The 12,100-nt window shown below is 37.4% G+C and carries 10 protein-coding genes; 6 read left to right on the top strand and 4 right to left on the bottom strand.

Translation table 11 applies throughout. The annotated features are described in order from the left end of the window. Positions 1–64: 64 nt before the first annotated feature. From R2R71_RS07310 to R2R71_RS07300, 3 genes are all read left to right on the top strand, one after another. Complete coding sequence (locus tag R2R71_RS07310) at positions 65–1,849, top strand: sensor histidine kinase (RefSeq protein ID WP_316830606.1); 1,785 nt, start codon at positions 65–67, stop codon at positions 1,847–1,849. 12 nt (positions 1,850–1,861) lie between these two features. After that, positions 1,862–2,491: a response regulator transcription factor gene (locus R2R71_RS07305; RefSeq protein WP_316830605.1), complete on the top strand. Its 630-nt coding sequence runs from the start codon at positions 1,862–1,864 to the stop codon at positions 2,489–2,491. A 225-nt stretch (positions 2,492–2,716) separates the two neighbouring features. Beyond that, the gene (locus R2R71_RS07300; protein ID WP_316830604.1) at positions 2,717–4,909 is read left to right on the top strand and encodes a carboxy terminal-processing peptidase; all 2,193 of its coding nucleotides are present in this window, start codon (positions 2,717–2,719) and stop codon (positions 4,907–4,909) included. A 77-nt stretch (positions 4,910–4,986) separates the two neighbouring features. Here R2R71_RS07300 and R2R71_RS07295 read toward each other — a convergent pair whose 3' ends face one another. Next, on the bottom strand, positions 4,987–5,928 hold the full coding sequence (locus tag R2R71_RS07295; protein WP_316830603.1) for an SPFH domain-containing protein: 942 nt from the start codon (positions 5,926–5,928) through the stop codon (positions 4,987–4,989). Positions 5,929–6,019: 91 nt separating this feature from the next. On the opposite strand from R2R71_RS07295, the gene R2R71_RS07290 reads away from it, so the two are divergent. Then, complete coding sequence (locus R2R71_RS07290) at positions 6,020–8,062, top strand: M13 family metallopeptidase (RefSeq protein ID WP_316830602.1); 2,043 nt, start codon at positions 6,020–6,022, stop codon at positions 8,060–8,062. A 119-nt stretch (positions 8,063–8,181) separates the two neighbouring features. After that, positions 8,182–8,367 carry a hypothetical protein gene (locus tag R2R71_RS07285; RefSeq protein ID WP_316830601.1) on the top strand — a complete coding sequence of 62 codons (186 nt, stop codon included), beginning with the start codon at positions 8,182–8,184 and terminating at the stop codon, positions 8,365–8,367. Between the two features lie 123 nt (positions 8,368–8,490). Here the strand turns inward: R2R71_RS07285 and R2R71_RS07280 are convergent, their stop codons facing one another. The 3 genes from R2R71_RS07280 to R2R71_RS07270 all read right to left on the bottom strand — a co-directional run bounded on the left by R2R71_RS07280 (position 8,491) and on the right by R2R71_RS07270 (position 10,617). Then, the gene (locus tag R2R71_RS07280) at positions 8,491–8,670 is read right to left on the bottom strand and encodes a hypothetical protein (RefSeq protein ID WP_316830600.1); all 180 of its coding nucleotides are present in this window, start codon (positions 8,668–8,670) and stop codon (positions 8,491–8,493) included. Positions 8,671–8,760: 90 nt separating this feature from the next. Continuing rightward, a complete protein-coding gene (locus tag R2R71_RS07275) occupies positions 8,761–9,861 on the bottom strand; it encodes a CapA family protein (protein ID WP_316830599.1) in 1,101 nt (366 codons plus the stop codon). A 198-nt stretch (positions 9,862–10,059) separates the two neighbouring features. Beyond that, complete coding sequence (locus tag R2R71_RS07270) at positions 10,060–10,617, bottom strand: C40 family peptidase (protein ID WP_316830598.1); 558 nt, start codon at positions 10,615–10,617, stop codon at positions 10,060–10,062. A gap of 465 nt (positions 10,618–11,082) precedes the next feature. Here R2R71_RS07270 and pdhA point away from each other — a divergent pair, with 465 nt between their 5' ends. Continuing rightward, positions 11,083–12,078, top strand: a complete 996-nt coding sequence (gene pdhA, locus R2R71_RS07265) for a pyruvate dehydrogenase (acetyl-transferring) E1 component subunit alpha (RefSeq protein ID WP_316830597.1) — start codon at positions 11,083–11,085, stop codon at positions 12,076–12,078. Positions 12,079–12,100: the final 22 nt, after the last annotated feature.

Genomic DNA, 12,100 nt, shown 5'->3' with positions numbered 1-12,100 from the left:
ATAGTTATATTAGTGTTGGTATTTTTAGTATTTCACTAAGAATACTGGTTAACTAATCTAAATTATGCTCAACCTCACCGCCAGATTCTTTAAAGAGGCAATACGCTGCTTTTACTTTCTGGCAGTGGCAATATTACCTTCATCGGCACAGCAATTTAACCTACTCGATTCGGCAAGACATACTTTCAGGGCACAACCTGATAAAGCATTAATGCTTTTGAGCAAAGTTGAAGCAGAAGCCATAAAAGTGAATGATCATAAATCACTAATTGAAGCGGGCATTATTCAGGGTAATATCCTTTATTTTCAGGGCGAACATAACAATGCTCTAAAAAGCTACCTGAATGCTTTACAGCTTGCTGAGCGATACAATCAGCATGAATTAATCGCTTCGGCCTCAAACGAAATCGGAACACTTTTTAAAAAAAACAAAGACCTTGATCAGGCAATGCAGTATTACCAAAGGGCTTTAAAAGAATCCCTGGCGATTAAAAATAATGCACAGCAAGCTAACGCCTACAACAATATTGGCTTGGTTTACGAAGAAAAAGGAAATTACGGTTTGGCTTTGGCTCAATACCAAAAATCGCTTAATGCTTATCAGAAAGCTAAAGATAAATTAGGTGAGTCTTATAGCCTCGAATACATTGGATATGTGTATAACCTCATGAAAAATTTTAAGCCAGCCATAGCGAACCTCGAAAGAAGTTTATTGCTGAGAACGGCATTAAAAGATAATTATGGCATTGCCATTTGCCTTACCGAGCTGGCAGAAGTTAACCGAAACAAAAACGACTTTGAACAAGCAATCAATTATGCCAATAAAGCTGTGGCTTTCTGCAGAAAAATTAATTACCCTGATATGTTGCAAAATGCTTATTTGCTTTTATCGCAGCTTTATGAACTGAAAAAAGATTATCAGGCGGCATATCAGGCACACCAGCAGTATGTTGCTGTAAAAGATTCTGTATTTACCATCGCGAAAGCAAATCAGATAAACGAATTGCAAACCAAATATGAAACAGAAAAGAAAAAGCAACAAATAGTGCTTTTGAGTACAAACAACAAAATCCAGCAGTTAGAATTATCCCGGCGAAACACTATTATCACTATAATTTCGGCAGCTTTAGTTTGCGGGCTTTTGATTTCGCTATTATTCTATAATCGTTATAAACTCAAACAAGAAAGCAAGCTTCAGGCAGAAGTGATAAAACAACAGGATTTAGCGACAAAAGCGGTACTAAATGCTGAAGAAAATGAACGAAAACGCATTTCATCAGAATTGCACGATGGTTTAGGCCAAATGTTTTCCGCAGTAAAGATGAACCTTTCCGGTATTTCACAAAACCTGCATTTTAAAGATGAAAATGACGAACAGATTTTTGATAAAACCTTAAGCCTTGTTGATGAAAGTTGCCGGGAAGTAAGGGTTATTGCTCATCAGATGGCACCTAACATTTTACTTAAATCGGGCTTGATAACCGCGATCAGGGATTTTATCGATAAAATAGATACCAGAAAGTTAAAAATTAGCCTCGAAACCTTTGGATTGAACGAGCGCCTTGATCAGAATACAGAAATGGTACTTTACCGGATAATTCAGGAATCAGTAAATAATGTGATTAAACATGCTGAAGCAAATAGTTTAGCGATTCAGATTACTAAAGATGAAGAAGGACTTAATGCCATGATAGAGGATAATGGTAAAGGTTTCGACAGTTCGAAAATTGAAAATTTCGAAGGGCTTGGTTTAAAAAATCTAATCAGCAGGGTAGCTTACCTGAAAGGACAGGTCGATTTTTCTTCAGAACCTGGCAAAGGTACCCTTGTTGCCATTCATATCCCCTAATAAATTATGCAAATGAATAGCTACCAAAATAAAATATTCATTGTTGATGATCACCAGATGGTTATTGATGGATTGCAATCTTTGCTTAGCAGCGAAGAAAAATACAAGGTTACAGGCTTCACAAACCACCCGCTTGAAGTTATCGAAATGCTGGAAAAGGAACCAGCAGATATATTGTTAACGGACATTAATATGCCTGAATTATCTGGCATTGTACTTACCCGAACGGTAAAAAAGAAATTTCCTGCTATAAAAGTACTGGCTTTATCCATGTTTGGCGATAAGCACATTATCAAGGAAATGATCGATGCGGGTATATCGGGTTATATTCTCAAGAATACCGGTAAAAAGGAACTTTTAGAAGCACTTGAAAAAATTACTGACGGACAAACCTATTTCAGTGCAGAAATTACTGCTGCGCTCATGAAAACAATTAGCAGTGAGGAGAGTAGCAGTTTAACCAACCGGGAGGTCGAGATTGTACGCCTGATGGAAAAAGAGCTAAGCAATAAGCAAATTGCCGATAAGCTTTTTATCAGTGAAAGAACCGTGGAAACCCATCGAAAAAATATATTCAGAAAAACCAAAACCCAAAGTATCATCGGGCTAATTAAGTATGCATACGAACATAGGCTGATCTAGCTTTGTCATTTCAACAACAATTTAATTGTTAATTTTTGTTAAAATAATATGGTTACAACATGCTGATTTTAAAACAAAAAGTGCCCCAGAACGTTATTTTAACATAATTGCTAAATAAAAACCTTTTGGTTAGATTTGATATATTTAACAAGAGACGGTAATAATGCTGTCTCTTGTTTGTTTATTTGCTAAAATGGTATCATATTGGCTATTCAGAATATAGAAATGGATTTTAAATTATTTAAAGAGATGTTGAAGAGAATATTTTTTGTACTTTTTACCGGCGCTGTAATTGCCTGCCACGCAGCTCCGAAAATTCAACCGGTAGTTGAAGGCGTAACGAATGTAAAGCCAGATGAGCAGCAGCAGCTGGTGATTAAGGAAGTAGTAAACCTTATTGAAAGCTACAATTACAAAAAGCTTGAAATTAACGATTCTATTTCCTCACTAATCTTAGATAAATATATCAAATCTTTAGATCAGGGTAAGAACTACTTTTTAGCTTCTGATATTAAGGAGTTCGAAAAATACAGGTACACGCTTGATGATGATTTCAAAAACGGCGATTTAAGTGGCCCATTCTATATTTACAATGTTTATGCTAAACGTCTTAACGAATATTTCACTTATTCCTTAGCGCAGATAAAAAACAAATATGATTTCAACCAGGCCGACACCTATGTTTACGATAGGGAAAAAATGCCATGGGCCAGCTCTTCTACAGCACTAAACGATACCTGGAAAAAACGTATTAAATATGAGTTAATCAATCTGAACTTAGCAGGAACCCCTCAGGCAAAGAACGTTGAAACACTAACAAAACGTTACCAGAACCTGCAATCGCAAACATCGAAAACCAATAACCAGGATGTATTCCAGATTTTGATGGATGCTTTTACAGAATCTATCGATCCGCATACTAATTATTTTAACCCCGTTAATGCCGTTGCATTTAACGAAGATATGTCACGTTCTTTCGAGGGTATTGGCGCAAGGTTACAATTAGAAAACGAAGTGGTTAAAATCTCTGAAATTATTGCAGGCGGGCCAGCATTTAAAGATAAACAGTTAAGCCCTGGCGATAGAATTATTGCCGTAGCACAAGGTGATAACGGGGAATTTGTTGATGTGGTTGGCTGGAGACTTGATGCTACTGTAGCAAAAATCAAAGGTGCAAAAGGCACTAAAGTACGCTTAAAGGTTATTCCTGTAGGCAAGGAAATGTCGTCGAAACCAGTTATCATTTCACTTGTTCGCGATAAGGTTATTTTAGAGGAAACTTCAGCTAAGAAAAAGGTTAAAACCATTAACCAGAATGGCAAAACCTATAAAATGGGTATCATTTCCTTACCAGCATTCTATGCTGATTTCAAAGCCGCAAATGCTGGTGATAAAAATTATAAAAGCACCACCCGCGACGTTAGAAAGCTTATCGATTCTTTAAAAACTTTCGATAAGGTAGATGCAATTGTAATGGATCTCCGTGGTAATGGCGGAGGCTCTCTGGTTGAAGCAATTTCATTAACAGGTTTATTCATCGATAAAGGACCTGTGGTTCAGGTAAAAGATTTACGTGGTAAAATTGAAGTTGATGAAGATGAAAATACTGGTGTTGCCTGGGATGGTCCTTTTGGCGTAATGGTTGACCGTTTAAGTGCCTCAGCTTCTGAAATCTTTGCTGGCGCTATCCAGGATTATGGCCGAGGTATTATTATGGGTAGCCAAACCTATGGTAAAGGCACAGTTCAGTCATCTATCGATTTAAACAAACTGGTTAATCCAAGTATGTTGCAAAGAGTAGCCGGTTTAATTACTAAAAACAGAACCACCGGAACTGCACCATCATCTACAACCGCTGCTGATATCAACCTGGGTCAGATTAACCTTACCATGGCTAAATTCTATCGTGTTGCAGGAAGCAGTACCCAGCATAAAGGTGTTACGCCAGATGTTGTTTTCCCTTCTTTATATCCAATGGATAAAATTGGCGAAGATACAGAACCATCTGCCTTACCTTGGGATGTGATTCCAAGCTCAAACTTCAAAGCCGTGGCTAATTTAACAACTGTTAAACCTAACCTGATTAAGAACAGTGAGCAACGCATTGCAAACTCATTAGATTTTAAATACCTGAAAGAAGATATTGCCGAACTTAAAAAACGTGATGCTGAAACTTCTGTAACCTTAAACGAAGGTAAACTGAAAGCAGAACGTGATGCACAGGAAGCAAAAACTTTAGCAAGAACCAATGAGTTAAGAACAGCAAGAGGTTTAGCTCCGATTAAAAAAGGAGAGAAAGCAACCAAACAGGATTCATTCGATTTCATTGAAGACGAATCATTACATGTCATGGGCGATTTCATGCAACAATCAGGAAACTATGTTATGAATCTTGGTTTGATGCCTAAAAACAACTAAAAATAAAGTAAATAAAAAAAGGCCGCTTAAGTTTTGAACTTAAGCGGTCTTTTTATTTGAGGGTATTATTTAATGACTTATTTAGCCTGTTGTCCAGGTTCGTTTTGCCTGTTCAATTGCATTGCCATCATTTCTTTCATGGTTTTGTTCATACCCTCAGTGCTGCCGTCAAGGAAGATAATGTTACCTTCTCCGTATTCAGCAAATTGTTTAATGGCTTCGGTCCACATGGTGAAAAGTATAACCGAAGTATCCAGATTAGCTTGCTGCATTTCCTGTGCGGCATTAGTCATACCTTTTGCAACTTCCTCTCTGAATAAGGCAATACCCTGACCACGTAACTGTGCAGCCTCACGCTCGGCCATTGCTGCAATTTTGATGGCATTACCATCAGCTTCAGCGCCTTTAGTTTTAGTAATCAATAAAGCTTGTCCCTCATTTTCTGCTGCAGCTTTTAAGTTGTTTGATGCTACAACCCTGCTCATCGAGCGCATAATTTCTTCGTCGAATGTAATATCGTTTAATTGCAAATCCTGCAGGTGATAACCCCATCCATCTAAAACCTGATCAATCTGTTCTTTAACATGAAGTACAATTTCATTTCTTTGCGCCAATACATTGGCTTGTTTTTGTGTAGCAACGTAAGCACGAATAGAACCTTCAATAGTTCTGATTAATGCCTGCATCAGGTTCGTGGCATCCACAAACTTAAAGGCTACATTTTTAATGGTTTCTTCATCCTGGTTAACCACCGAGTATAAAAGCATTGCTTTAAAATAAACATTTGCCTGATCTTGTGTTACCGCCTGAAACGACAATTCAACAGAACGGTTCTGGATTGAGATACGCGAATAAATTTGTTCAATTAACGGAATTTTAAAATTCAAGCCTGGCCTTAATTGTCTCTGATACTTTCCAAAAACGGTTATTACCGCTATCGTTCCCTGTTTTACAGTTACAAATGAACTTAACAGGATAATAATTCCGAAGAAAATGAGAATGTAAATAGTGTATTGCATAATTAGATTTTTTTATGAAGTTATAAAAAATTCATGCAAACTACATGATGGTTTCGTAGCTTTAATATTTCCTAACTAAAATATTATATACATGAAAAAGCAATTATTTCTGCCTGCTGCTGCGTTATTGTTACTGGCTGCCTGCCAGAATGATAAAAGCCATCAGGCAACCGAAGCAGATCAACGAACCGTATTTTTTGATACTGCCGGAATGGACACAACAGTTAAACCAGGTGATAACTTTTTCCTATATGCCAATGGAAAATGGATGAAGAATACCGAAATTCCGAAAACCGAAACTGGCTGGGGTTCTTTCTATACGCTTTATAACGATAATATAAAAAACCTGAAAAGCATTCTGGAACAAGCTGCTAAAGGTAGCTCAGGCAAAGGAAGTGCCGAACAAAAAGTTGGCGACTTCTATGCGAGCGGAATGGATTCTTTAACCATCGAAAAACTTGGCACTGAACCTGTAAAACCATTACTGGCCAAAATTGACGGCATTAAAAATGATAAGGATTTAATCAGCTTCGTAGCCGATGGATTTAAAAATGGCGATGGCGACTTACTGGGTTTTGGCATTGAACCTGATGATAAAATCAGCTCAAAAAATGCCTTGGTTTTCTCTCAATCGGGATTAAATTTACCAGAAAGAAGTTATTATTTAGACCAGGATGATAAAGCAAAAAAAATCAGGGCCGAATATATAAAATACATCAACAAAATATTCAGCCTTGCCGGCGATTCAGTTAATGCGGCCAAATATGCCGATGATATCCTGAAACTGGAAACCGCAATAGCCGTTTCACATTCTACACCGGTTGAACTTCGCGACCCGCAAAAAAACTACAACAAATTTGCCGTAGCCGATTTTCAGAAACAAATACCTAATATCGATTTCAAATCGGTTTTGAGTAAAATTGGTGCAACTACCGATTCGGTAATTGTTCGTCAGCCAAAATACTATCAAACGCTTTCAGCCCTGATTAAAAGTCAGCCAATAAATATCTGGAAAGAAAAACTAAAGTTCGATGCACTTAATGCTTCTGCAAATGCACTTACCAAAGCTTTCAGAACGGCCAGGTTCGATTTCTTTGGCAAAACCTTATACGGACAACCGGCGCAAACAGAAAGATGGAAAGCAATGGTTAGTAATACCGACAGGAATCTTGGCGATCTTTTAGGCCAGTTGTATGCCGAACAGTATTTTAAACCTGAGGCAAAAAAGCGCATGCTCGAACTGGTGAATAACTTACAGAAGGTGTATGAAGACAGAATTAAAAAAGTAGACTGGATGTCGCCAGAAACCAAGAAAAAAGCACTCGAAAAGCTAAATGCTTTCATCAAGAAAATTGGTTATCCTGATAAGTGGAAAAAATACGATGACGTGGAAATTTCTAAAAACACTTATTTCGCAAACCTGCAATCTGCTAAAAAACATGGTTATAAAGAAATGATGGATAAACTGGGCAAGCCAGTTGATAAAACAGAATGGGGAATGACACCGCCAACGGTAAATGCCTATTACAATCCATCGTTTAACGAAATTGTATTCCCTGCCGGAATTTTACAGTTCCCTTTCTTTGCTTTCAATGCAGATGATGCGATAAACTATGGCGCAATAGGTGCCGTTATTGGCCATGAAATGACACACGGCTTCGACGATCAAGGCCGCCAATATGATGCTGCTGGTAATTTAAAAGAATGGTGGACCAAAGAAGATGCTGCCAAATTTAAAACCAAGGCAGATAAGGTTGTTGCTTTCTACAATAACTTCACACTTTTAGATAAACAACATGTAAATGGTGCCCTTACACTGGGCGAAAACCTTGCAGATATTGGTGGTTTGAACATAGCATATGATGCATTTAAATTAACTAAGCAAGGCCAGGCGAATGATAAGATTGATGGCTTTACGCCTGATCAGCGCTTCTTTTTAAGCTTCGCACAGGTTTGGAGAATAAAAGACAGAGACGAAAGCATGCTGGTGCGTTTAAAAACCGATCCGCATAGCCCGGAAATGTTTCGTGTAAATGGTCCGGTTTATAACATGGAGGCTTTCTACAAAGCTTTCAACATTCCGGCTACCGCTAAAATGTATATTGCTCCGGCCAACAGGCTAGGTGTTTGGTAATTGTATATTAGTAAAACTGGTAAAGATAAAAGCCCGTTTCATTTAAATGAAGCGGGCTTTTCTATGCCTGTAAAACAAAAATCAATATTCTTTGTCTTTTATCTGCTAATTAAAAATATATGAATGTAAAACGCACCTTCGGCACCATATTAACGGTTTTAGGCATAATTGGATTAATTTATGCAGGATACGGTTTTGTAAACCATAGTCAGCAAACCAGAGGTCTCCTGGTTTACGGTATAATCGGCCTTCTATTTTTCCTTTCAGGAATTGGCCTGGTAAAAAACACCAAGGATGAAATGTAATAATTTATTTTCTCCTGATGTACTTTCTCGATAATACATAAAGCAAAACGGCTGCGCCAATAGCCAGGCCAAGGTATATTCCATCCTGAAAGTCGCCGGTTTTTTGTAAAAGCAGAATGTTCATTATTTTTTCTTTCCTTTAATAATTAGAAACTGGCTATAGGCAACGAGCGAACCGGCCAGAATGATGATACCTGCTGATAATAAGTTTTTCGGATTCTGATTGATGTAAAAAGCTGCTGCAAACACCAGGATTGCTGCTGCTATACCTACAATATAATGAATGATTAATCCCTTTTTCATAAACAAAGATGCTGAAATAAACGGCGAAGCCTTCTTTTTATACAATTAAATAAACCTAAGATAAAAATTAAGAATGATGGTAATCTGAATCTATTCTTTTGCCAAAGAGATGCTGTTATTTTCGAACAATAGCTTATGGCCCGGAAAATCTTCATCCGTTAATTGCTTAATTCTTTTAAAAGCACCATGGTTTTCATCAAGCGTTAAGCGGTTGATTTTATCCTGTTTTACAGAAATAATGCCTGCGTAAAGAAAATCACCCTTGCCATTTATTTTAAGCTGAACCAATGGGGCAATACCATTATTTCCCTTTAAGCTAAACATGCCATAAGTACAAAAATTACCCATGCTGTAAGCGATGAATTTGTTTTTGTACACCTCAACGGCACGGCTTACATGCGGACCGTGACCCAGAACAACATCCGCCCCGGCATCAATTACTGCATGGGCAAATGCATAAACATTACCTCTGTTTTCCTTGTAAAAGATTTCGTTCTTTCGCGTAACATGTTCAAACCTGGCGCCCTCGCCACCCCCATGGAAAGAAACAATAACAATATCTGCCAGCTTTTTTAAGCGGCTTACCAAAGCTTTTGCACTATCAATCTTGTTTATAGAAACCGTATTCTCGTTAGGTGCAAAGGCACAAAAGGCATACTTTATACTATCCTTCTCGAATATTTCGAACGGTTTATTTACCTGTCCGGCATAGTGGATATTTAAAGAATCTAAAATCCTTGCCGTATTTTTACGTCCTTTCGAGTCGAAGTCGCCCACGTGGTTATTGGCAATACTCAAAACATTAAATCCTGCTTTTTTGTAAATCCCGGCATAACGCTCCGGCATACGGAAAGCGTAGCAGTTATTTGGATTAATCCCGTTGCACTTAGTTGAGTTTCCTGAGTTTAAGAAACATCCTTCAAGATTCCCAAAAACGATATCACCTTTTAACAAAGTATCTACTGCCTGAAAACTATTTACCGCATCATCTGGTGGAAGATTACTGCCTGACGGAAATGCCGAACCCAGCATAATATCGCCCACAGCTGTTATAGAAATGGTATCTTTAATTTTTCTGATCACTGTATCAGCTTTGGCTTCAGGAACAATAACCTGTGCGCTGTTGCTCGTGCAGCTTAAAAATAAAATTACAATAAGCAATGAGCAAATTATATTTGTTACAAACTTCATAAAAGCGATCTGTTAATCTAATGCACACAAATCACAATCTGTCGCTTTAAGATCCTGAAATAAATTCAGGATGACGATAGTGTGAATCTGGTGCCATAAAAAAAATCCTCCGGAATTGCTTCAGGAGGATTGTATATTTTAAAGTTAATGTTTTAATTGTTTAACCGCTTAACTGAATACCGGCAACTGTAAACTGGACTATTCTACCGTAAAATCCTTCTTAAAAGATTCTAAAATTCTTCCACCCTTATAAAAATAACGGCTGTAGTACGGTTCGTTTAGGTTACTGATCACTACACCACGAGAACTTGATGCATGTGCAAACCTGTTATCGCCAAGATAAATACCAATGTGAGAAATACTTCTGCTTTTTATTTTGAAGAAAACCAGATCGCCTTCTTTCAAATCCTCTTTAGAAAGCGGATCAACCATGCTGAAAATATCGCGTGAATTTCTTCTGATTGTAGTGTTGAAAACTTTATCGTAAATCGCTTTAGTAAAAGCTGAACAATCAATTCCTTTTTTTGTGTTTCCACCAAAACTATAAGGGGTTCCGATCCACTCATAAACAAATTTATAGAGCTTTAAGTTCGAAGTTGCATCTACTGCAACCCCCATTACCTGAGAAAAATACTGTGAAGCAAGATTATCGGGATCGTTTAATTCTTTACCAGTTTCTTTTGTTTTTGTTTGCGCAAATGCGGCTGAGAACGTGCAAATAGCGATTAGGGATGAAAACAAAAATTTTTTAATCATGTTATACAGTTATGTTTGGGTACTTCACTTACACATTAACGTACACCACATGGGCTTATTGTTGGTTGCCAAAAATATTAATAATACAAATGTTATCCAAATCTTTAGCGTTAAAATTCAAAAGTTATTAACATTTTCTCTGTTTTGCGTAAAAATTATGGAAACAAATCAAAAAAACATCGCCTATAAATGATGTTTAATTTCCACAAATAATCTGATTTAAAAATTAGGACTAATTGCCTTTTCGCAAAATTTAATTTCTTGCCGAATAAATATGAGAAAGATATAAACTGCGAAGTTTTCAAACTGTAAAATCAGAATGCTCAGGCAAAATCTACATGTAATTGTAAAACAACTGTTAAAACAACAATTAAGGTTAATAACATGATGTTTTTACAGTAGAAAGTGCCAAAAATTACAATAAAAAAATTAGATTTGCTGTCGCAAAAAAACAAATACCCTAAAATGAGTGCAGTAGAAATAAATAAAGATACCTGGTTGAAGTGGTTCGAATCGATGTTGCTTATGCGCAAATTCGAAGAGAAAACCGGCCAGTTATACGGACAACAAAAAATTCGTGGCTTTTGTCATTTATACATTGGACAAGAGGCTGTAGTTGCAGGTGCAATATCTGCAATGCAAAAAGGCGATTCGATGATTACTACTTACCGTGATCACGCTCACGCTTTAGCTTTAGGTGTAAGCGCCGACAGCATTATGGCAGAAATGTATGGTAAAGCTACAGGCTGCTCTAAAGGTAAAGGTGGTTCGATGCACATGTTTAGCAAAGAACATAATTTTTATGGTGGCCACGCTATTGTTGGAGGTCAGATTCCATTGGGCGCTGGTGTTGCTTTTGCAGAAAAATACAAAGGAACAGATAATGTTAATATTTGTTATATGGGCGATGGCGCTGTACGTCAGGGTGCATTAAACGAAACTTTTAACATGGCCATGTTATGGAAATTACCTGTAATTTTTGTTTGCGAAAACAACGGTTACGCAATGGGAACTTCAGTACAGCGTACAACTAACATGACCGATATTTACAAAATTGGTTTAGGTTTCGATATGCCATGTGCTCCGGTTGATGGTATGGATCCGGTTGCGGTTCACAACGCAATGGATGAAGCTATCCAACGTGCCCGTGCAGGCGAAGGACCAACTTTCTTAGAAATGAGAACTTATCGTTACCGCGGTCACTCAATGTCTGATCCGGCGAAATACCGTACTAAAGAAGAATTAGAAGATTACAAAGCAAAAGATCCTGTAGAACTTGCAAGAGAAACTATCCTGAAAGAAAAATATGCTGACGAGGCATGGATTGAGGAAGTAGAAGCTAAAGTTAAAGCTACTGTAGATCAGGCTGTGAAATTCGCAGAGGAGTCTCCTTGGCCGGATGCATCTGAATTATATAAAGATGTATACGTAACGGAGAACTATCCTTATGTAATGGACTAATATTAATAAGATTTCAATTAAT

It is taken from the genome of Pedobacter aquatilis (assembly GCF_032678405.1).
Classification (GTDB): domain Bacteria; phylum Bacteroidota; class Bacteroidia; order Sphingobacteriales; family Sphingobacteriaceae; genus Pedobacter; species Pedobacter aquatilis_A.
The sequence above is the reverse complement of the archived record's forward strand: the minus strand, read 5'-3'. Positions and strand labels throughout refer to the sequence as shown.